This is a genomic window from Alistipes sp. dk3624 (assembly GCF_009557455.1).
GTDB classification, from domain to species: Bacteria; Bacteroidota; Bacteroidia; order Bacteroidales; family Rikenellaceae; genus Alistipes_A; species Alistipes_A hominis.
Map to the genome: position 1 here is coordinate 2,494,998 of NZ_CP045651.1, position 20,465 is coordinate 2,515,462.

Sequence of the window (20,465 nt, forward strand, 5' to 3'; positions counted from 1 at the left end):
AACGATTGTGAATAACGGACAGATAAAATTTTAGGCATGAAATTGAAACTGAGCAGAGAATTTAAGATAGGCTTTTTCGGGATACTGATGATCGCGGCGTTGTATTGGGGGATCAATTTCCTTAAGGGACGGGATTTGTTCACGTCGTCGGTGCATTACTATGCCGTATACGATCAGGTGAACGGCCTGCAGTCGTCGGCCGCCGTGCTGATCAAAGGTTATAAGGTGGGGTCGATCAGCGATATCAGCTTCGATCCGGAACGGTCGGATAAGGTGGTCGTGGAATTTTCGATCAAGTCGAAATTCAAGATTCCGGACGATACCAAGGCGCGGATTTTCAGCGACGGGCTTATGGGCGGCAAGGCCGTCGAACTGGAACTGGGCAAGTCGGCCAAATACCTGCAACAGGGCGATACGCTCTTTTCGGAGATCAACAAGGATTTCCTGGAGGTGGCCGGCAGCGAGTTCGAGTTCCTGAAACAGCGCGCCAACGACGTGATCAACCAACTGATGATTACGCTCGGACATATCAATACGCTGATGGCCGACAACAAGGACAACCTGAATGCGACATTTACGAACATCGCTTCGATATCGGGCAATCTCAACGAAGTGATCGCCGGGGAGAAAAATAACGTCCGCGAGATCGTGCAGAACCTGAACGAGTTGTCCAAAACGCTGAACGGCAAGTCAGGACAGATCGACCGGATCGTCACCAACGTCGAGAATTTCAGCGATTCGCTAAGCAAGTCGAAGATTCCGACGATGATCGCGCAGGTGACCACGACGCTCGAATCGCTGAACACGACGCTCGAAAAAGTCAACCACGGAGACGGCACGGTCGGTCGGTTCCTGAACGACCAGGCGTTGTATGACGAACTGGTGGACGCCACGGCGAATCTGTCGGCCCTGCTGGAAGATCTGAAAGCGCACCCGAGCCGTTATATCAACGTGTCGGTGTTCGGCCGGCGCAACCGGGACGAATAGCGCGTCCGTTTACCGTATTAATTTTTTTCCGAAAGTTTTGGTTTATCCCGATAATTTTGAGAATAAGATCGGTTTCGATCGTATCCGTAGCCAGGTCAAGGCGCTCTGCGTGACGCAGGGCGCAGTCGATAAACTTTTTGAGGCGGCGTTCAGTGACGACTACGAGTCGGTCGTCGCGCGTCTCGGTCAGGTTTTCGAGATGCGAACGGTGTTGATGATGGACAACGGACTGCCCGAAGGCAGCTTTGTCGATATGGACGCGTTCCTGAAAAAAGGGGCCGTCGAGGGCTCTTTCCTGGATGTCGGCGAGTTGGCGGCGTTGCGCAAAGGGTTGGCGATGGTCCACGGGCTGGTCGCCTTTTTCAATGCCCGTACCGACGAGCAGTATCCGCAGTTGAGGGCCCTGTGCAGCGGGGTCGACGGTTTTCCGGAGATCATCAACCACATCGACTCGATCGTCGACAAGTTCGGAAAGGTGCGGGACAACGCTTCCGCGGAACTGTTCTCGCTGCGCCGGACGATCCGCGACCGGGAGAGCCAGGTGTCGCGCCGCCTGCAACAGATCATGGGACAGGCGCAGGCTTCGGGCATCGTGGACGGCGACGTGTCGGTCTCGATCCGCGAAGGGCGCGCCGTGATCCCGGTGGCCGCCGCCAATAAAAAGAAAATCAAAGGCCTGATCCACGACGAGTCGGCGACCGGCAAGACGGTCTATATCGAACCGATCGAGGTCGTGGAGCTCAACAACGAACTGAAGGCGCTCGAATACGAGGAGCGCCGCGAGGTCGTGCGTATCCTGACCCGTTTTACCGATGCGATCCGTCCCGACCTGCCCCGTATCCGCGAGTCGGGCGATTTCCTGACGACGATGGATTTCATCCGGGCCAAGGCGCGTTTCGCGTTGGCCAACGATTGTACGTTGCCGATCGTCGAGAACCGCAGTTCGATCCGCCTGATCCGGGCCCGGCATACGTTGCTCGCGCAGACGTTGCGGCGCGAAGGGAAGGAGATCGTTCCGCTCGATCTGACCCTGACCGACGACAAGCATATCCTGGTGATTTCGGGGCCGAACGCCGGCGGCAAATCGGTCTGTTTGAAAACGGTCGGGCTGCTGCAATACATGCTTCAGAAGGGGTTTCTCGTGTCGGTTTCCGAAAATTCGGAGATGGGGATTTTCAAAGATATCTTCATCGACATCGGCGACGAGCAGTCGATTGAAAACGACCTGAGTACTTACAGTTCGCACTTGCTGAATATGAAGAATATCCTCCGCAGCGCGGGGGAGCGTTCGCTGATTCTGATCGACGAGTTCGGCACGGGTACCGAGCCGATCATCGGCGGAGCGATTGCCGAGGCGCTGCTTGAGAAGTTCGAACAGCGGCACTGTTTCGGCGTGATTACCACGCATTATTCGAATCTGAAATACTACGCCAGCAATGCGCGCGGCATTCAGAACGGCGCGATGACGTTCGACGTGCAGAACATCCGCCCGTTGTTCCGGCTCGAAATGGGGAAGCCGGGCAGTTCGTTCGCCGTCGAGATCGCCCGCAAGATCGGGCTTCCGGAAGAGATCATCCGCAGCGCGTCGGAAAAAGCCGGCAGCGACCATATCAACATCGAGCGCCAGTTGCGCGAGATCGCCCGCGACCGCCGTTACTGGGAGCAAAAGCGCGATAAAATCCGTCAGGCCGAAAAGCGCGTGGACGAACTTTCCGAAAAATATCAGTCCGAGCTGGAAACGCTGAAGGCGGAGCGCAGCCGGCTGTTGCGCGAGGCGAAGGCCGAGGCGCGGCAGATTACCGCCGAAGCGAACAAACAGATCGAAAATACGATCCGGGTGATCCGCGAGTCGCAGGCAGATAAGGAAAAGACGTTGGAGGTGCGGCGCAAAATGGAGGAATTTAAAGAGACGCTGGAACAGGATTCCGCCGGAGACGAAGCGATCGACCGGAAAATCGAGCAGATCCGCCGGCGCGAACAGCGCCGTGCCGAACGCCGCAACCGCAAGCCGGAGACCGGGAGTGCGACGCCTGCGCCGCCCCCCGAAAAGCCCCGGATCGTAGAGCCGGGCGTTAAAGTGCGGATCAAAGGGCAGGATGCCGTAGGCGAGGTTGTTAGCGTGAGCGGTAAGCGGGCCACCGTCGGTTTCGGGCAAATTCTGACGACTCTCGACGCCGAGCGGCTGGAACCCATCTCGAATGCCGAATATAAAAAGGCGGTGCGCAACGAACGTTCCGCGCCCGTTCCGGTCACGAATTACAGTACGGCCGAACGCCGGCTGCAATTTACCCAGCAGATCGACGTGCGCGGTATGCGGGTGTCCGAAGCGCTGCAGGCTACGCAGGATTTTGTCGACGAGGCGATCATGCTGGGTTTTTCCGAAATCCGGATTTTGCACGGCAAAGGTACCGGGGCCCTCAAAGAGGAGATTCGCAATTACCTGCGCGCGGTCGATCTGGTCAAAAGCGCCCGGGACGAGCACGAAGAACTCGGCGGGGCCGGCATTACGGTCGTCAAGTTGGATTTATAGATTGAATTTTACGGGAAGCGGTCGTCGCCCTGGCGGACGTCGCGGCTGCTTTCGGTTTGCAGTGCATTCTTACTGAGATGTTTCCGATAACGCTCGGATGGCGGTCAGAAAAATCCGGTGAAAAAATATCCGCAGAGGTATCTTCGAACGCGATTATTTATACTTTTACTATCGGACTGCTATCCAAAAAGTGTGACATGAACGAAAACGACCGCTTTTTTCCTCCTGAAAAGCACGATCATTCGATCGAAAACAAATACCGAAACGTCATTTCCGTTCTGGCGGCTCACCGGATCGCCCTGTGGGAATACGATATCCCGACGGGAGCCTGCTGTTTCGACGACGATTATTTCCGGGTGCTGGGGCTCCGGGATGCCGGCATCGAATTCGCGGATATCGACGATTTTTACCGTTTCGCGCATCCCGACGACGTCGATTCTTACAGAAACGCTTTCGAATGCATGTTGGCATCCGATACCAAAGTATCCAAGATACGGGTGCGCTGCGTCGGCCGAGAGGGGCAGGCGGTTTGGCTGGAAGACTGTTTTTTCTCCTGCGAGCCGGACGAACAGGGTCGTCCCCGCAAATTGATCGCCTATACGTCGAACATCACTTCCCGCTGCGAAAAAGAGGCCCGCATCCGGAGCCTCGAAGAGCGGAACCGGAAAATCGTCGAGGCATTGCCGGAATTTATTTTTATCCTGGACGACCGTTTTGTTATTACCGACGTGTTGATGTCTCGGGGCACGATCCTGCTCCATCCGGTGAACGAGCTGATCGGAGCGGACGGGCGGACGATCTATTCGCCGGAGGTGAGCGATCTGTTCGTTCGCAATATACGGGAGTGCCTGCAGGACGGTCAGATTAAAGAGATCGAATATCCGCTGGACAAGGACGGACGGCACTATTTTCAGGCGCGGATCGCCCCGTTTGAAGGGAACAGGGTGCTCGCGCTGATCCACGACGTGGGCGACCGCGTCCGGCACACCGAGGAACTGATCGTCGCGAAGAAAAAAGCGGTGGAGGCCGACCGGTTGAAATCGGTTTTTCTGGCCACCATGAGCCACGAAATACGGACTCCGCTGAATGCGATCGTCGGGTTTTCGGAGTTGCTCGCCGCCGACGACTGCGATGCGCACAGGGAGGAATACCTGGATATCATTCGCAAAAACAGCAACCTGTTGCTGCAGTTGATCAACGATATTCTCGATCTCTCGCGGATCGAATCCGGACGGGCGGAAACCCATTTTCAGCAGGTGGAAATTACCGGATTGCTCGAGGAGGTGGAGAAAGTGCACCGGCTGAAAATGAAGGAAGGAGTCGGTTTCAGAATAGAGTGCCCGCGGCTGCCGGTATGGATCTCTTCCGACCGCAATCGGTTGACGCAGGTGCTTTTCAATTTCCTTTCGAACGCGATCAAAAATACGGATCGGGGGTGGATCACCCTCGGAGCGAAGTTGCGGAACGATTGGTTGGAACTATTTGTGACCGATACCGGACGGGGTATCCCGCAGGAGAAAGTCCCGCTTATTTTCGACCGTTTCGAAAAGCTGAACGATTTTGTGCAGGGGACGGGGCTGGGGCTTTCCATCTGCCGGAGCATCGCCGAGCGACTCGGCGGACGGATCGAGGTGCGTTCGCAGGTCGGCGAGGGGAGTACGTTTACGCTTTGTTTGCCTTGCTGTTCGGCCACGGCCGTATGCACGGATGCGGAAGGCTCGGCGGACAGACGGCGGAAAGTGATTCTGGTCGCCGAGGATGTGGAAACCAATTTCAAATTGCTCGAAGCCGCGCTGTCCAAAGAATACGTGCTTCGGTGGGTGCCGAACGGGCAGGAGGCGGTGCTCAGCTTCGTGCGCGAACGTCCCGACCTGATCCTGATGGATATCCGGATGCCGGTGATGAACGGGATTGAGGCGACCGAAAAAATCCGCGCGATCTCGCCCGACGTTCCGATCGTCGCCGTGACGGCGCACGTCTTTTACAGCGAGAAGGAACAAGCTTTGGCCGCCGGATGCAATACGGTCGTTTCGAAGCCTTATTCGCCGGACGATTTGAGAAAAACGGTGCGAAGGCTACTCGGAACGGATGCCTGAGGCGTTTCGTTTTCAAAATGCCGGCCGGCGCTATTCGTAGCGCCGGCCGGTGTTCGTGATAGGCTGCATGTCGGCGATTGTCCGGCATGAATCGGGGCGTTGCGAACCGGCTGCGGCATTTGCAGGCCGGCCGCGTCGGTGCGGATATTCGTTTCGGATGACGATCCGTATTTTCAGCGCGGACGCAGGAACGATTTTATTTCGTCTCCCGCATCGAATCGCTGATGTGCTGGGCCTTCTCTTTGACGGAATCCGCCGCTCGGGCTACTTTTTCTTTTACGGCATGTTTTACGTGCGTCGCATGCTGCTGGACGCTGTCGGATACATCCGAAATCTTTTCGGCCGTCCGGTCGATGCCGGCATCGATTTTCCGTTTTACCTTTTCGGCCTTTTCCTTGACGCGGTCGTTCATGGTTGTAAATTTTAAAGGTTCTGTGATTTTTTTCGGGACGGTCATGCGACGGCACGGGCGCGGAGCAAACCGCGAGCGGCTGTCCTTCGGACGGTTCCGATCCTGAAATTTCCAAGAACCGCGCCATTTTTGATCCCTGCGGAAAGTCCGAGATGTTTCGTCGTTCATTTTACGATTTCGGCGAATTGTCCGTTGGACGATAATATTTCGATATCGCGTTTGCCGTATTTTTAATAAATAATGTTATATTTGTCTACGGTCGTCCGTTGACGTACAGACTTGTCCGAAGAATCGACATCGGAAACGACAAAATCCGGTATTATGAAAAAATTACTGTTCTGCCTGTGTCTGTTCGGGAACCTTTCCGCGTTTGCCCAACATAAAGTTACTTTCGAAGTCGAGGAACTTTCGAAACCCGAGGGGCCGGTTAGAATGCAATCCTACGGGGAGGTTTGGGAGAGGCTTATATTGTCCGACGTCGAATTGAGGCCCTTTGATGTGAAACAAAATAATATACGTTATCCGTTCGGCATTCTTGCCCGAAGCGAAGCTCCGGACAGTTTGATCTATTGTAAGAATAACCCTTTTTTCAATGGGATGTACGGGGCATACGCTGAACACAGACCGTTCGTTTTGTCTCCGGATATGATTTGGCTGTTGATCAGCCAGGGGTTTGCACGGCATGTGAAAGCCAATCAAGACTCTCTGAGGCATTGTTTCGTCGATTTTTCCGGAAAATTGTCTTTGATCGTGGAAGCGGATATGAGGCCGGAAGATCCTGCTTTCCCGTGGGAACGGACTCTTTGCGGATTTACCGGACAGATCGAAAAATATACCGGGAAAAAACTGGCCGGATTGCTGACCGGCGATTTTTCGACGACGACCCCGTCGGAGCGAATTGCTTCCGAGGTGACGGTCATGGAAGCGGTGAAGCCTTATTTCGAATTTATCGTGATGTATATAGTTTGCGGGATTCCCGAAATAACGCTCGAAGGTACCCCCGGGGATTGGAAAAAAGTGCTGAACAAAGCCAGAAAGTTGAAGGAGTACGGACTGGAATGGTGGATTTCCGAACTGGAGCCCCTTTTGGAGGAGTTCGTCAAAGCGTCCAAAGGCGAAGTAGACAAAGCGTTCTGGCGTAATATGTTTAAATATCATTCTCAGGAAAAATACGGAGCGCCCGAAATCATCGACGGATGGATCGTCAAATTTTTCCCTTATGATAAAGACGGGAAAAGGAACAATCTGGAGCGGCTCGAAGGACGCGATTGTTTGCCCAGCGAGATCGTAAAAGTCGATCTGAAATTTCTGGAAGTACGCGACGGCGAAGCGGTCGAAACCCCGTTGGAACTTTGGGCCGGTTTCGTAGGCTTGGAGCAAAACAAGGATAATTTTGCGCTGAGGCCCCGGATAGGCTGGATGGTCAGAAAGAAAGACGTTCGAAACCGGGGATTGAAAAGTAAACTGGAAGCCGATGCGGATTCCGGCATCTCGATCAGGGTTAAAGAATTTCCAGCCGTTTTGTTGGAACTGAAAAAAATCAGAAAACTCGAAATAGCCTTCGTCGATGAAATCGATATACCGGATGAATTGGCCGCAGTGCAAATCAAACTGTTGATGTTATCCGGGAAAATCACCGAGGAGGGAGTGGAGCGTATCCGGCGGCTGTTCCCGGATACGGCAATCCAAATAAACGGCAATCGGATCTCAGAACGACAATAACCTCAAAACAGCGAACGGCTTTACTTTTCGGTAAAGCCGTTCGTCTTGTTCAATACGCTGATGTTCCGCGAGTCCGTGGAGCTGGAGGCTCCCGAATGGCTATTTTGTGTGATTTAGCCGAATCTTATAACTTCTTATTTTCAGGTACTTTACAAAAGTGATGATTTAATAAAATATACCCAAATTCATTATGATAAGTCAAAATTAGTCCCTACTTTTGTAGGGTAGGGACTAAACCGGATTTTGACGGATGCGGTTTAATCCCAAAGCAGGGACTTGTAACAAATGTAGGGAATCAATGGCAAGCATCAAAATCAAATACAATATTCTATTCTTTCCGGATAAGGAGATTGACAAAGCGTTTTCGGGCCCCGGTGATCCCGTTTATAAACCGGATGCGAAATTGCGAGTCCGGGTGCGTTGGCCGGGAAATAAGGTCGATTTCAATGTGGGGTATCGTGTGAAGATCTCGCAGTGGGATAACCAGGCGCAACGGTGTAAGGCCAAAACTACCAACCTGCAAAAGCAATCAGCAACGCTTATCAATAGCCGTATCCAGCAATACGAGGATGTTATAGATGGTATTTTTAAGTCCTACGAGTTGAGGGGTATAGTCCCCGGCCCGGACGAAATAAGGGCCGAGTTTAACGAGGCTGCCGGACGTGTGGAGAAAGTGGTCGAGATAAAGGAAAGGAACCTTTTTTACTATTTTGATAAGTTTACCCATGAAATGGGAGGCGTCAACAACTGGACACCGGCAACCTATCAGAAGTTCGCCGCCGTCCGCAATCACCTCGAATCCTATAACGCTAATCTGGCATTCTCCGATCTTACCGAGGCCGGACTATCCGGCTATATTACCCACCTGCGAGAAGTCAAGCAGATGCGGAACACTACCATAGGTAAACAAATGGGATTCCTCAAATGGTTCCTGCGTTGGGCGACCGCTAACGGGTATTGTCAGACAAACGACTACATGACATTCAAACCCAAACTAAAGACCACAGAGAAAAAGATAATATTTCTGGATTGGGAGGAACTTATGACGGTCTATAATCACCGGTTCCCGGATAAACAGAAACATTTGGAGCGGGTGCGGGATGTATTTTGCTTTTGTTGTTTCACTTCATTGAGGTATTCCGATGTGGCCAACTTGCGCCGTACCGATGTTTTCAATACTCATATTACCCTTACAACCGTAAAGACGGCGGACACTATTAGAATAGAGTTAAACAAGTATAGCCGAGCTATATTGGATAAATACACCGGCGACCATTTCAAGGGGAACCTTGCATTGCCGGTTATTAGCAATCAGAGGATGAACGACTACCTGAAAGATGTGGGTAAGGTTTGCGAGATCGATACGCCGATAACGGTCACTTACTACAAAGGCAACGAGCGAATAGACGAGGTTTTTCCGAAATGGCAACTACTCGGAACTCATGCCGGGCGGCGGACATTCATTTGTAATGCCCTCTCTTTGGGTATATCCCCGCAGGTTGTGATGAAGTGGACGGGACACAGCGACTACAAAGCAATGAAACCATACATAGATATTGCCGATACTGCTAAGGTTGAGGCTATGAAACTGTTTGATAGGTAAAGCCAAATATAAAACATAACAAGCAATGGAAAGAGAATACCGAACCCCGTTTCACATTTTTTACAACTTCCTATCGTCAATGCGTACTTTTGCCGAGGATTTAGAATTGACACCCCTAGAGGATAGCGGGGAAGATATCGACGAAATAGAATCTTTATCCATTATGCGACAAGTCAGGGGTTATATTGTTTTGCAATACGAGCGGAGCGAATTTCCCATTTTTGACTTTTGCGATGAAATTATAAGTAGAACAGAGAACAAATTAATGCGGCTGGATGATAAGGCACGTTCTGCGCTCCTGACACGTGAAGTGCGTTTTTTGCCGTTGATATTAATTACTGAAATGATTGGTAACGACACCATACACAAAGTCGAGGAGAAACTAAAGAAGAAGTACCCGCACGAACCAGGGGATGATTATGTAGATATATTTGATCTTATAGTGGAATATGCATCGACCATAAAAACGTTTACTGTCGATTATGATTTAATTGACAGCATAAGGGTTAGCGATGAGCAAATGGATCATTTGCTATCGTTGCCCGAACCGAAACTAATTCCTTTTGACGACGGCTCCCCCCGCAGAAGAGACAAGGAAAAACGCCCGGGACACAAAATATACCCTGCCACCTATCGCCGAGCCGCTGTTATGGCATTAATCGACAAATCGGGCCTTTGCAAAAACATAGATAGAACTAAAAAGGCCGCATTTGTTGAGGCTGTAACAGGCGGAAATATAAGTGTAGAACCGCAGAATACCCTTTCATATAAAGCTCCTGAGCGAAATGCAATCAAGGCAGCCGCCGAGTTATTAAAGACGATAGGCATAGAATAAGGATGGACGCTCGAACTATAAACGCACGGTTTACGCCGTGCGTTTTTTTATGTTCTGTGGCAAAATATAGGATGTCTTACGCTTAGTCCTACGTGAAATATATTGGGTTCTTTGCATTATCAAATTTGATTTAGTGGAATAGTTACCACGCCAATGTAAAATCAAAAAAAAGATAATGTTATGTATACCAATGTCACAGGGGAAACCCCTATCGCCGCCTTGACCGTCTCACAGTTTGTGGAACTGCTTGAGAAAAGCAAAACGCCTGAACCCGCCTCAACGAATCCCGTTGATTATACGCAGGGTTACGTTTATGGACTCAAAGGCATTCGCCAACTATTCAGCGTATCCCATGCCACCGCCCAACGTTACAAAGACACTTTCCTAAAACCGGCTGTAAAGCAGAACGGGCGCAAAATCGTTGTGGATAAGGCCAAAGCAATCGAACTGTTTGACCAATACAACAAGTAGGGCTATGGGTACAAAAAGAAAAGCCGCCCCAAGCGGGAACGGCAATCCTTATTCTATCGGTGTGCATAGCAAAGATAGTCAAACTTTACCCCAACTGCAAACTGTCCGCCTCTGTTTCTCGACTCGTCCTAAAACGATGCTTGAAGTTTCGGCGGAAACCGGAATACGTCGGGCTAATGTGTGCCGATATGTGGGTAAACTGCGAATGCGGGAACAGATAGCCGTTGTGCGTTACGGGTTGTGTCCTATCTCTAAATACCGTGCCGGGTTCTATACGACCGATCCGGAACTAATCAGAGGGCAAGTCAATGAATAGCGCACAATCAGCGGGAAACGGAGCGGCCAACTGTATGCCGGACTATATCGGCCTAATAGGGGCGGAACTGGAGAAAGCCAAACGGTTGCACGTTGATGTTCAAAAGGAAGCCCTTACCGGCAAGACCTGTCAAAAGGTATTGCGGGAACTGCTTGCCCAGATCGAGCCGGTGGACTTCCGGGAGCGGGCCGGACTTGACGAGGACACCAAGATCACCCGCAAACTCTATGTAGTGATCGCCATTGATGAAATAATCGACACAGCTATCCGTAATAATTGGGGACTATGCACCAAAGACGGGTTTATCTATGTCTTTAACGGTAAGTATTGGCAAGTAGTGAACGCAGAAGATTTTAAACCTTTTTTAGCGGATGCCGCTATGAGAATGGGAGTACCGGTACTGGAGGCGAAATACCATCAGTTCAAGGACGAGCTTTATAAGCAATTCCTTTCGGCCTCGAACCTGCCAACACCGGAAACCAAGAAGAATGTCCTGATAAACCTGCTTAACGGCACTTTCGAGATTGCAGACGATAAGCAGGAGCTCCGAGGGCAACGCCGGGAGGATTTTATCAAATACCAACTTCCATTCGAGTATAACCCGGATGCCAGGTGTCCGATGTTCGATAAATATCTGGGCCGTGTCGTACCTGATGCCGACTGCCGGAAAGTGTTGGCCGAATACCTCGGATACATATTTATTAATAATCTGAAACTTGAAAAGGCCCTAATCTTGTACGGTTCCGGGGCCAACGGCAAATCGGTATTCTTCGAGATCGTGAACGCTATTCTGGGAGACGAGAATATTTGCTCCTATTCTTTGCAGAACCTTACCAAATACGACAGCTACCAGCGAGCGGAACTATCCAACAAGCTATTGAATTACGCCTCGGAGATCAACGGGAAACTGGAAGCGTCGATATTCAAACAGTTGGTAAGCGGCGAACCCGTTGAGGCCCGGCAGATATACGGTAAGCCTTTCGTAATGCGGGACTATGGCAAACTGATGTTCAACTGCAATGAGTTGCCGAAAGAAGTAGAGCAAACCAATGCGTTTTTCCGCCGGTTCATCATCATTCCGTTCAATCAAACTATCCCGGAATCGGAGCAAGATCCGGAACTGGCAAAAAAGATCATAGCCTCGGAACTGAGTGGCGTATTTAATTGGTTGCTCGATGGGTTGCGCCGGGTATTGGCTCAAAGGAAATTTACTCAGTCCGAGATGGTGCAGGATCAGGTCGATGCCTATCGCCGGGAATCCGACAGCGTGGCTATGTTCATCGAAGAAGAGGGGTATAGTCCGGCAATAGATGATTTTGTTTTCCTAAAGGCCCTGTACGGTGATTATAAGACATTTTGTTGTGACAATGGTTATAAGACTTGTTCTATAAGGACATTTTCCGAGCGAATCAAGATGATAGGCTTTTTGACGGAAAGGAAAACGCCGGGTAATGTAGTTTATGCAAAAAAATAAAATCTTTTTTCACCTACATATCCTACATTATCTACATAACGAAAATGCTATATCATTGATTATGTGCAATATGAAAAATCATCTATGTAGGATATGTAGCAAATGTAGCAGGAAAAACAAATTATTTTTTCACTATGATACGACAACACAACCAACCATATTTAGAGAAGTACGCAGGTCGTAAGTCCCGGCACGAATGCCCGGCCTGCCATGATAAGCATTCTTTCACATGGTATCTCAACGGGGACACGGGCGAGGTTATCCATCCAAGCGTTGGCCGGTGTAACCATGAAAGCGGCTGCGGCTATCACTACACCCCCAAACAATATTTTGAAGATAATCCGCAATTATCGGAGTTTGGGGGCACTATAAAAAACGGCAAGGTTACGGTAAGGGTAAAACAGAATCACCCCAAGTTTACCCAAAGGGTTGAAGAAAAAGAACCGGGCCGGATACCAAAGCAGTATATCATTCAGTCATTGGGATATAATAGCAATTTTGTAGCGTTCCTATGCTCGATCTTCGACCGCTACACTCTCGAATCTCCGACCATCAGGCGAGTAATGGCAGACTACTATTTGGGCTGCACTAAAAACGGCTCTATTATCTATTGGCAGATAGATGAACGCAACCGCATCCGAACGGGAAAGGTAATGCAGTACGACCCTGTAACGGGCAAGCGGGTAAAGAACGCTAACGGTGCGATAGACTGGGTTCACGCCAAACTGAAGCGGGACAAGGTATTGCCGGATGATTTCAATCTCGTGCAATGCCTGTTCGGGGAACACCTGTTGAAGCGCTATCCGGATAAAGTAGTGACTTTGGTCGAATCGGAGAAATCGGCGCTTATCGCCGCCGGGGTCTATCCCGAATATCTATGGGTGGCGACCGGTGGGCGCTCGCAGCTCTCTATTGATAAACTCCGAGTGTTGATGGGGCGCACCGTGATAATGTTCCCGGATACCGACACAGACGGCAAAACCTACTCCCTTTGGGCAGATAAGGCAAAGGAACTAGCGACGATAAGATGCACCGTAACGATCTCTAACCTACTGGAGACGGTGGCAACCGACGAGGATAGGATAAACGGACTCGACATTGCCGATTACCTGATCCGTCAACTCAAAGCCTCGATACCAGAACTGAACAACATCCCCGCAACGGAATCGGCCAAAGCTCCTATCCGGCCTCTCAACCGTGAAGAACAAGCATTACAACACCTCGGCAATCTCAACCCGAATATCTACACCCTGATAGATAGTTTGGGGCTTGTAAGCGTAATGACAGGCGAACGCTTACGAACGATCATTAATTAACCATAGCGGGCAGATTCCGTGCATGACAAACATCCATCCAAGACAACCGAAATTAAACCGTTTTAACCAACTAAATAAAAAAAACAATGAAGCAGAACAAGAAAAAGACGGCATTTTTGCCATGTAAGATTTTCAAACATGACGGTGCAACCTTGACTGTCGGGGTAAGTGAAACCACGATTAATGACAAGCCCGCCCCCTCAGAAGTGTATTTCCTCGTCGAAGGATATGGAAACGGAGAAGATGATCCCGAAGCCGTTGCCACTTTCACGCCAGACCGAGCGGTGGAGATCGCTGAGGCCCTACTAAAGTTTGCAAGGCTGGCGAAAGAGTAATTAACCCCAAAATCAAATATCATGAACAACGAAAAATTAAGAAAGATGCTGCAAGCAGCAGAAAAATACGGTGCTGATGTCGCTTACGAAATGGCTGTCAACCAAGACAGCGAGGGCGATTCGAATGACAACGCAAATGAAGGCGCCGAAATTGCGACATTTATCAACAAGGGCACCCGTCGTATCATCGAAGGCAGAGATAACACCGGCAATTCCGACGGTTCGCTGGCAGTAGATCCTATCACAAATTTACCTATGTAAGCGATGAAAACAATTTGCATTGGACAAATACCCCAGGAACACACACGCTATTTATTCGATCAGGCGATAGCCAAATTGCGGGAACTTGTAACCGCCGACAGGGTAGGTGAATACGGGGAGGAACTGACAACGGCGTTTATCCAGGAATTATTGCAAGGCGGCTGCGCTATCCGCTCCCGGATGCTCGACAAATTCAATGCCTCGCTGTCCGCTGTATTATTCCCGGCGGAACGCCGGCAGAAGGAGGCGTTATATGACGCCCTGCTATCACAGTTCGACGAACTGACCCGAAAGGCTTGCAAGACAATCGAGGATTTCAAGTATATCCCCATAGAAGCCTATACGGTGGGGGCTGACAGCGGTATAGGGTGCGACCCCGAAGTGATTGATAAGGCTTTCGCAGAAGCCGGAAACGTGTGTATCTCGCATCCATCGCAGGTTGAGGTGTATAATGCGGCTCAGAAAGCCATTGCAGCTATCCACGAGCTCGATGCGCTGGCCCAGAATTACGGGATGTATGCGGTCAACAAAAACAATTACCGCTCGATCATAGACATAGATTTGGAGATGGATGCTACCATTGGAGTACTGGGAGCCAAAAGGGTTGTGCAACTCAATCCTTTTGCCATACAACAGGCGTACGATGGTGGTTTGTTCAATAATCCGAAAGGTTAACGGGGTATTTATTAGGCGGACTATACATCCGTCTATCCCTAATAATTTAGGTTATGGCAAAGCGAAGAACGTGGCCTACACTTTTTGAGGAGTGCAATCGCATAGAACTTTCGTATTTGTGGAAACGATATGCAATGTGGATACCTCGGCGTATCGCTGCCTCGATGTCATGGAGCTGTCGAGGTAGGCCGGCCGGCAATATCGACCTAATCATTGACACCCGGGAAATGTATATCGAACTCGATTACAGATTCGGAGACGAACCTCGTCATTATCGGGTGCAACTGGCCTCGGTTACATCGAATCTTGGCAAGGGGCGGATATGGTATTTCTTATGCCCTCAAACCGGTAAACGTTGCCGGATTCTTTACGGAGTGGAAGGCTGGTTTTTCCACCGCTCAGCGTTCCGTGGGTGTTGCTATGATCGGCAAACCCTTTCAAAGCAATATCGATTACTCGATTATGTGATATTTCCTCGACAGATCGAGATCAACGAGCAACTGCGCAAATGTCGTAAAACCTATCGAGGCAAACCGACACGACAATACGAGAGATTATTGCGACGACTGAGAAAATGCGACGATATGCAACGTGCTATCGGGAATAGCTTGGGATTGCTCGGAAAATAAAGGGAAAGCCTCTCGAAAGCAGCTTTCCCAATTTTTTGATTCTTGACAAGTCAAAGATAGCAAAAATCGGGGATATGAACAATACACGACAGGTACGAGAACGCCGAGGTGGAGCACGGGACGACAAATGCGACAATGTGACTATAAACATGACACGGGACGAACTGATAATACACCTCCAGCGAATCAAGCGAAAATGCGAAATTTTGATGCTGAAGCACAAAATTAAATCGTAACACAATATCCCGTAAATACCCTTGCAACAAAGGGGCAGACGATCCGATCTGCCCCTTGAATCATCCCTGGGGATATGTTTTTGGATATGGTTGAACGGGTGGAATAACTTCACAAATCTTACACTATAAAAAAATATCAAAAAGAAGATATAGCAATCTGAAAGGGTATCCGTTGAGGATTACGAGCGGGTAATGGCCGGGATATTTTGAGCATGATTCAACGTTATGTAATTTCTGCATAGTGCCGGAAAAGTAAACTCCTATAAAGTAAATAGCCACCTCAACCAGGTGGCTATTCTTTTGGGAGCTATTTCCATTTTGGAAACAACTGAGATATTCGAGAAATTGGAATAACTGAAACCGAACTTGTAAAGATTCCTTACATGCTCATTTCTTGAGAACCTTTTTAGCGCTTAACGGACTAACGACCTTTTGACCGGTTTGGGCCTCCAGTTCTTTCCGGGCGGCACCGGCAACCTTTCCGCCTCGATGTGCAATTTGCTTGCTATGCTCAAAGGTTTCGGGTTCTTCCTTTTGGGAAATCTCGGTTGTTGATGCTTCTGCCAACATATTAAGCACTAATTCAAGGTTCGTCATATTATCTCGCAAGCTTTCGGTTTTCAGCCCTTTGAATTGCTTATACTGCTTTGTAGTAAGCCCCGACCATCCCTTAGTAATAACGTCGGTAAGTATGGCATATTGTTGGCCTTTTTGTATTCCCCGGCGTTCCCATTCATCGGTAAGTTCTTTGCGCACCTCAATAGACTTTAATCGCTGATTGATCCAGTTGGCGGAATATCCTTTGCGATGATAATACTCCATTATTCGGTCAATACCTTGTTCCGGATCGTCTATTTCCTCAAGGCGCTCCCGTCCCAATTGCGCTAACCATTGTTTGAATGGCTCCGCTTTCGGAGATGGGATAGATTGAATAAGCCTGAAAAGCTGTTCGGCATCGGCAACATCGGTTAAGCGCATCTTCCCATCCGGAGCCTCCATTTTCAACTGTACGATATTCTCGTACACTTCGCTCCCTTCTTTTTCAAGTTTGATTTTGAGATCGCTCCAATAACGACGGGGATTTGCACTATCAGTTAACACCTCAATCACATCGACAATAGAAATGTACCATTTCTCAGCCTCGGAATCCCACACGGAACGCACTTGCTTGTCTTCAAAAAGCTTTATAGCGTCTTTTTTTGTCATAGTCTTACTCCTTTCCTATCTTTTCAGCCGTCAACCGCAATTCCGTGCCGCAATATGGGCAGGTAAAGTTCCCGGCCTTTGGCTCGTCTATCAACTCCGATACCGGTACATCTAAAGCGTTGGCGATCTTTTCAATAGTATCAAGGGATGGGGTTACTTTGTTATTTACGATATTACTCATGCTCGGTTGGGCGATACCTATTTTTTCAGCAAGGGATAACGCCGTTACCTTTTTCTCCTTTAAGACCTCTTTAATTCTCAGTTTCATTTTATAACGAATTAGATTATAGGGCAAATATAGTCATTTATAATGTATAAAAATATATCAACGCAAAAAATATTACGTTTTTGGTTAACTTTTTTTATCAAACGTTTGGTTGTTATAATTTATTACATTATATTTGTGGTGTAAAAATAATTGAAAACATTATAGACCATGCGAGCACACTTCACCACATCAGACTACCGGGCGATAGTAAACAAGATTTACGGCGAGATATCGGATGAAAGCGCCGAATCTGTGATAGAATTTGAGAACGGCGATTGCCTGCTGGTCGTTCAGGTAAATCACCGAATAGGGTACAAGGATGAGATAGGCGGTTCTTACGAGGGTTACGACTTTGAGATGCTGGCGGTGGTGGATGAAGAAGAATTTGACGTACTGAGCGCCGATTGCTATGACAGCGAGGGCAACGAAGTGGACAGCGACTTTGACGCTAACGAATTATACAAACTCTTAAACTAATATAACGATGAGAAAAAGTGATTTGAGGAACATTATGTTGCGGGCCTGGGAGATGTACCGCACGACCGGCAAAGCCTTTGCCGTATGCCTTTCCCGTTCTTGGGTTATTTTCCGCCTTATACAGCGAATGCGATCCAGTGTAGTACAATTCTCCTATGAAAAGATAAACGGGGCACTACGCAAAGCAAAAGGCACGTTACGGGGCGTTTCGTCTATTATCAAAGGCACAGGAACGGAAACACCCAAGACAGTGAAATATTACGACATTGAGGCGGCCAACTGGAGGTCATTCAAAATCGAGAATCTGATAACAATTTACTGATATGAAAGGATTGACAACCAAACAGACGTTACAACTGTTAAGAATCGCCCAAAATGTCCAGCGGGGCACCGGCCTCGACGAGGTAGCATTTGTCACTCTGATGCGCATTTGCCGAGATTATGTAACCCCCGGACTTTATCCAGCTATTCCGGACGATGAGCGAGACAAATGGTTTATGGATCGCCTCAACAAATTCCGTGTCCGGTTCTTTGAGAAAATATAGACCGTTATGGAGCAGGCAAAGATGATGATTTACGAACTTTCTTATTGATGGTTATTTGCTGGGGATGTTCCCCACCGAGGCCGGAGCCGTCCGCCGTGCGGACTACTTGCCGAAAAGTCGATACACTCTCCGTGAATGGGAAAAGGACGGCGAATTTTTAACGTTTGATACATTAACCAAATAAACCAAATAGTTATGACAACAATCACATTTAACACTGAAGAACTGGCAATTATCACATCTGCGTTACACTGGCGCAATCGTTACCACGCCTACCGTATTGAGAAACTGGAGCGCAAACTACTTTCGGGCAAAGCTTCTGATCCTGAAACAGCAGAACGTTCCTTGCTTGAAAAAAAACGATACCAAAATCTCCGTGCAGATTTGGAATTAAAAATCAAGATGGCGGCAGGTTCAGCCTATCGTGGCGACCGAGAGAACAACTATCGTACAACTGAAACGTATAACATAGAATGAAAAATGAACCTTAAGAGTAATATTTAAGTGTACCTTCAAAGGGCATCAAAAAGGGCAATAAAAAAACAGGGACTAACCGTATTTAGTCCCTGTTTTAGTCCCTTAGCTTTTTAAGGTGCTGAAAATGAAAATTAATTGTGGAGCTGGAGGGAGTCGAACCCTCGTCCAAACAAGGAACCCAAAAGCTTTCTACACGCTTATCCTTCGGTTGATCCTTCTGCCGCAACCTGGTCGAAGGCGACCCAGTTACGGCCCCAGCCTATTGATTTTCGCGAATCGTTATAGGCATCCGATCCGCTATTTCCGTTTGAATGATACCCCGGTGCCTTCCGCTACGGAACGAAGCTTCGGCGGGGTACTCGTCCGACAGCCTCCTTGGACTGCCGGATTAAGCCATTTTACTCTGTAAAATTAAGCAGCGAGTTGATAGCTATTATCGCCATTTGTAGTTTGAGCATTCAGTTTTACGAGAGTCCACACAACGCTCGGCGTGCTTACAATCAGACTCTGCCTGCTGTCAAAACCGGTCAGCCCCTGATCGGGATCGCACGGTAGTACGATCCCGGTACAAAGATATACGTTTTTTCGGAAGAATTATTTTTACGGGCAATATAAATTCGTCCGGAGATATCCGGGGACGTTTCGGGGACGTGAAAAATATCAACACTTCATCAACAAACGGGAGATGCTGTCCAAACAATCGGTATCTTTGTTTTGTTAAATGTGCCCGCACGGAAAATGTGTGTCGGCGGGCCGGATCAAATTTGAAAGCGATGAATCCGAATGCGGTGATAGAACTACGGGATGTGGCGATTTTCCATTTCGACGATGCCCTGCGGGAGGCCAGTTTCCGGGGTAACGGCAGAACCAGCGATATGGTGCTGTCGGATGTCAATCTGACGGTGTTTCCCGGCGAACTGGTCTATCTGATCGGCCGGGTCGGGTCGGGCAAGAGTTCGTTGCTCAAGACGCTTTACGCCGAACTGCCGCTGCGCGAAGGAGGCGGGATGGTCGTCGGGTTCGACCTGCGGCGGATGCGCCGCAAAGACGTGCCGTACCTTCGGCGCCGGATCGGAATCGTGTTTCAGGATTACCAATTGCTGACCGACCGGAACGTTTTTCAGAACCTGCATTTTGTGCTGAAGGCGACCGGGTGGAAAAACGAATTGCAGATCCGCAGCAAGATCGCCGAAGTGCTCGACATGGTAAGCCTGCAAAACAAGGAGTATAAGATGCCGTTCCAGTTGTCGGGCGGCGAACAGCAGCGGTTGGCGATCGCCCGGGCCCTGCTGAACAACCCGCAGGTGATTCTCGCCGACGAGCCTACCGGCAACCTCGATCCCGCCGCCGCAGACGGGATCATGCAGTTGTTCGCGTCGATCGTCGCACGCGGGTGCGCCGTGCTGATGTCGACGCATAACATCAGCAATATCCAGCAGTATCCGTCCCGTACGCTGCGTTTTCATCAGGGAAAAGTGGCCGAGATTGATCTCCATTCGATCCTTGGAATTTAGCGGAAAAATGACTATCTTTGTTCGAATCGTTCCGGGCGTTTCGGTGGGCCGGAATGCCGTGCGCCGGGGCGGGATCCGTT

General features: G+C 49.4%; 20 protein-coding genes and 1 other RNA gene. 17 read left to right on the plus strand and 4 right to left on the minus strand.

What is annotated here, in order from left to right; all coding sequences use genetic code 11:
* Positions 1-36 precede the first annotated feature (36 nt).
* The 3 genes from GFH31_RS10635 (at position 37) to GFH31_RS10645 (ending at position 5,613) form a co-directional block, all read left to right on the plus strand.
* Positions 37-987, plus strand: a complete 951-nt coding sequence (locus GFH31_RS10635; RefSeq protein ID WP_101571299.1) for an MlaD family protein — start codon at positions 37-39, stop codon at positions 985-987.
* A 37-nt stretch (positions 988-1,024) separates the two neighbouring features.
* On the plus strand, positions 1,025-3,517 hold the full coding sequence (locus tag GFH31_RS10640; RefSeq protein ID WP_101571297.1) for an endonuclease MutS2: 2,493 nt from the start codon (positions 1,025-1,027) through the stop codon (positions 3,515-3,517).
* Positions 3,518-3,714: 197 nt separating this feature from the next.
* A complete protein-coding gene (locus tag GFH31_RS10645; RefSeq protein ID WP_101571295.1) occupies positions 3,715-5,613 on the plus strand; it encodes an ATP-binding protein in 1,899 nt (632 codons plus the stop codon).
* A 196-nt stretch (positions 5,614-5,809) separates the two neighbouring features.
* Here GFH31_RS10645 and GFH31_RS10650 read toward each other — a convergent pair whose 3' ends face one another.
* Positions 5,810-6,025 carry a hypothetical protein gene (locus GFH31_RS10650; protein ID WP_055202000.1) on the minus strand — a complete coding sequence of 72 codons (216 nt, stop codon included), beginning with the start codon at positions 6,023-6,025 and terminating at the stop codon, positions 5,810-5,812.
* A gap of 321 nt (positions 6,026-6,346) precedes the next feature.
* On the opposite strand from GFH31_RS10650, the gene GFH31_RS10655 reads away from it, so the two are divergent.
* From GFH31_RS10655 to GFH31_RS10695, 9 genes are all read left to right on the plus strand, one after another.
* Entirely contained in the window at positions 6,347-7,747 is a 1,401-nt protein-coding gene (locus GFH31_RS10655) for a DUF4419 domain-containing protein (protein WP_153497905.1), read from the plus strand.
* Between the two features lie 307 nt (positions 7,748-8,054).
* On the plus strand, positions 8,055-9,350 hold the full coding sequence (locus GFH31_RS10660) for a phage integrase SAM-like domain-containing protein (protein ID WP_410488886.1): 1,296 nt from the start codon (positions 8,055-8,057) through the stop codon (positions 9,348-9,350).
* Between the two features lie 25 nt (positions 9,351-9,375).
* Positions 9,376-10,185, plus strand: coding sequence for a hypothetical protein (locus tag GFH31_RS10665; protein ID WP_153497907.1), 810 nt, complete (start codon positions 9,376-9,378; stop codon positions 10,183-10,185).
* Between the two features lie 180 nt (positions 10,186-10,365).
* Complete coding sequence (locus tag GFH31_RS10670; protein ID WP_153497908.1) at positions 10,366-10,656, plus strand: DUF3853 family protein; 291 nt, start codon at positions 10,366-10,368, stop codon at positions 10,654-10,656.
* 308 nt (positions 10,657-10,964) lie between these two features.
* Positions 10,965-12,446, plus strand: a complete 1,482-nt coding sequence (locus tag GFH31_RS10675; RefSeq protein ID WP_228385762.1) for a phage/plasmid primase, P4 family — start codon at positions 10,965-10,967, stop codon at positions 12,444-12,446.
* Positions 12,447-12,580: 134 nt separating this feature from the next.
* Positions 12,581-13,762: a DUF6371 domain-containing protein gene (locus GFH31_RS10680; RefSeq protein ID WP_153497909.1), complete on the plus strand. Its 1,182-nt coding sequence runs from the start codon at positions 12,581-12,583 to the stop codon at positions 13,760-13,762.
* 86 nt (positions 13,763-13,848) lie between these two features.
* Positions 13,849-14,097, plus strand: coding sequence for a hypothetical protein (locus tag GFH31_RS10685; protein WP_153497910.1), 249 nt, complete (start codon positions 13,849-13,851; stop codon positions 14,095-14,097).
* Positions 14,098-14,118: 21 nt separating this feature from the next.
* Positions 14,119-14,358, plus strand: coding sequence for a hypothetical protein (locus GFH31_RS10690; protein ID WP_153497911.1), 240 nt, complete (start codon positions 14,119-14,121; stop codon positions 14,356-14,358).
* Positions 14,359-14,361: 3 nt separating this feature from the next.
* A complete protein-coding gene (locus GFH31_RS10695) occupies positions 14,362-15,033 on the plus strand; it encodes a hypothetical protein (RefSeq protein ID WP_118456826.1) in 672 nt (223 codons plus the stop codon).
* 1,252 nt (positions 15,034-16,285) lie between these two features.
* On the opposite strand, the gene GFH31_RS10700 is transcribed toward GFH31_RS10695, so the two are convergent.
* Positions 16,286-17,104 (minus strand): Bro-N domain-containing protein, encoded by an 819-nt coding sequence (locus GFH31_RS10700; RefSeq protein WP_153497912.1) that lies wholly within the window; start codon positions 17,102-17,104, stop codon positions 16,286-16,288.
* 4 nt (positions 17,105-17,108) lie between these two features.
* Positions 17,109-17,372 (minus strand): helix-turn-helix domain-containing protein, encoded by a 264-nt coding sequence (locus GFH31_RS10705; protein WP_118456831.1) that lies wholly within the window; start codon positions 17,370-17,372, stop codon positions 17,109-17,111.
* A 168-nt stretch (positions 17,373-17,540) separates the two neighbouring features.
* On the opposite strand from GFH31_RS10705, the gene GFH31_RS10710 reads away from it, so the two are divergent.
* From GFH31_RS10710 to GFH31_RS10725, 4 genes are all read left to right on the plus strand, one after another.
* Positions 17,541-17,849: a hypothetical protein gene (locus GFH31_RS10710; protein ID WP_153497913.1), complete on the plus strand. Its 309-nt coding sequence runs from the start codon at positions 17,541-17,543 to the stop codon at positions 17,847-17,849.
* A gap of 7 nt (positions 17,850-17,856) precedes the next feature.
* Complete coding sequence (locus GFH31_RS10715) at positions 17,857-18,171, plus strand: SH3 beta-barrel fold-containing protein (RefSeq protein ID WP_153497914.1); 315 nt, start codon at positions 17,857-17,859, stop codon at positions 18,169-18,171.
* A 1-nt stretch (position 18,172) separates the two neighbouring features.
* The gene (locus GFH31_RS10720; RefSeq protein WP_118456837.1) at positions 18,173-18,394 is read left to right on the plus strand and encodes a hypothetical protein; all 222 of its coding nucleotides are present in this window, start codon (positions 18,173-18,175) and stop codon (positions 18,392-18,394) included.
* A 195-nt stretch (positions 18,395-18,589) separates the two neighbouring features.
* The gene (locus tag GFH31_RS10725; RefSeq protein WP_153497915.1) at positions 18,590-18,871 is read left to right on the plus strand and encodes a hypothetical protein; all 282 of its coding nucleotides are present in this window, start codon (positions 18,590-18,592) and stop codon (positions 18,869-18,871) included.
* Between the two features lie 135 nt (positions 18,872-19,006).
* Here the strand turns inward: GFH31_RS10725 and ssrA are convergent.
* Positions 19,007-19,406, minus strand: a transfer-messenger RNA (tmRNA) gene (gene ssrA / locus GFH31_RS10730).
* A 238-nt stretch (positions 19,407-19,644) separates the two neighbouring features.
* On the opposite strand from ssrA, the gene GFH31_RS10735 reads away from it, so the two are divergent.
* On the plus strand, positions 19,645-20,385 hold the full coding sequence (locus tag GFH31_RS10735; protein ID WP_055203458.1) for a cell division ATP-binding protein FtsE: 741 nt from the start codon (positions 19,645-19,647) through the stop codon (positions 20,383-20,385).
* The last annotated feature ends 80 nt before the right edge of the window (positions 20,386-20,465 follow it).

What these genes read in the sequence shown, in the direction of transcription:
- GFH31_RS10635 (WP_101571299.1), top strand. Translation starts at nt 37, where the DNA reads ATGAAATTGAAACTGAGCAGAGAATTTAAGATAGGCTTTTTCGGGATA.
- GFH31_RS10645 (WP_101571295.1), top strand. Translation starts at nt 3,715, where the DNA reads ATGAACGAAAACGACCGCTTTTTTCCTCCTGAAAAGCACGATCATTCG.
- GFH31_RS10650 (WP_055202000.1), bottom strand. Translation starts at nt 6,025, where the DNA reads ATGAACGACCGCGTCAAGGAAAAGGCCGAAAAGGTAAAACGGAAAATC.
- GFH31_RS10655 (WP_153497905.1), top strand. Translation starts at nt 6,347, where the DNA reads ATGAAAAAATTACTGTTCTGCCTGTGTCTGTTCGGGAACCTTTCCGCG.
- GFH31_RS10665 (WP_153497907.1), top strand. Translation starts at nt 9,376, where the DNA reads ATGGAAAGAGAATACCGAACCCCGTTTCACATTTTTTACAACTTCCTA.
- GFH31_RS10670 (WP_153497908.1), top strand. Translation starts at nt 10,366, where the DNA reads ATGTATACCAATGTCACAGGGGAAACCCCTATCGCCGCCTTGACCGTC.
- GFH31_RS10675 (WP_228385762.1), top strand. Translation starts at nt 10,965, where the DNA reads ATGAATAGCGCACAATCAGCGGGAAACGGAGCGGCCAACTGTATGCCG.
- GFH31_RS10680 (WP_153497909.1), top strand. Translation starts at nt 12,581, where the DNA reads ATGATACGACAACACAACCAACCATATTTAGAGAAGTACGCAGGTCGT.
- GFH31_RS10685 (WP_153497910.1), top strand. Translation starts at nt 13,849, where the DNA reads ATGAAGCAGAACAAGAAAAAGACGGCATTTTTGCCATGTAAGATTTTC.
- GFH31_RS10690 (WP_153497911.1), top strand. Translation starts at nt 14,119, where the DNA reads ATGAACAACGAAAAATTAAGAAAGATGCTGCAAGCAGCAGAAAAATAC.
- GFH31_RS10695 (WP_118456826.1), top strand. Translation starts at nt 14,362, where the DNA reads ATGAAAACAATTTGCATTGGACAAATACCCCAGGAACACACACGCTAT.
- GFH31_RS10700 (WP_153497912.1), bottom strand. Translation starts at nt 17,104, where the DNA reads ATGACAAAAAAAGACGCTATAAAGCTTTTTGAAGACAAGCAAGTGCGT.
- GFH31_RS10705 (WP_118456831.1), bottom strand. Translation starts at nt 17,372, where the DNA reads ATGAAACTGAGAATTAAAGAGGTCTTAAAGGAGAAAAAGGTAACGGCG.
- GFH31_RS10710 (WP_153497913.1), top strand. Translation starts at nt 17,541, where the DNA reads ATGCGAGCACACTTCACCACATCAGACTACCGGGCGATAGTAAACAAG.
- GFH31_RS10715 (WP_153497914.1), top strand. Translation starts at nt 17,857, where the DNA reads ATGAGAAAAAGTGATTTGAGGAACATTATGTTGCGGGCCTGGGAGATG.
- GFH31_RS10720 (WP_118456837.1), top strand. Translation starts at nt 18,173, where the DNA reads ATGAAAGGATTGACAACCAAACAGACGTTACAACTGTTAAGAATCGCC.
- GFH31_RS10725 (WP_153497915.1), top strand. Translation starts at nt 18,590, where the DNA reads ATGACAACAATCACATTTAACACTGAAGAACTGGCAATTATCACATCT.
- GFH31_RS10735 (WP_055203458.1), top strand. Translation starts at nt 19,645, where the DNA reads ATGAATCCGAATGCGGTGATAGAACTACGGGATGTGGCGATTTTCCAT.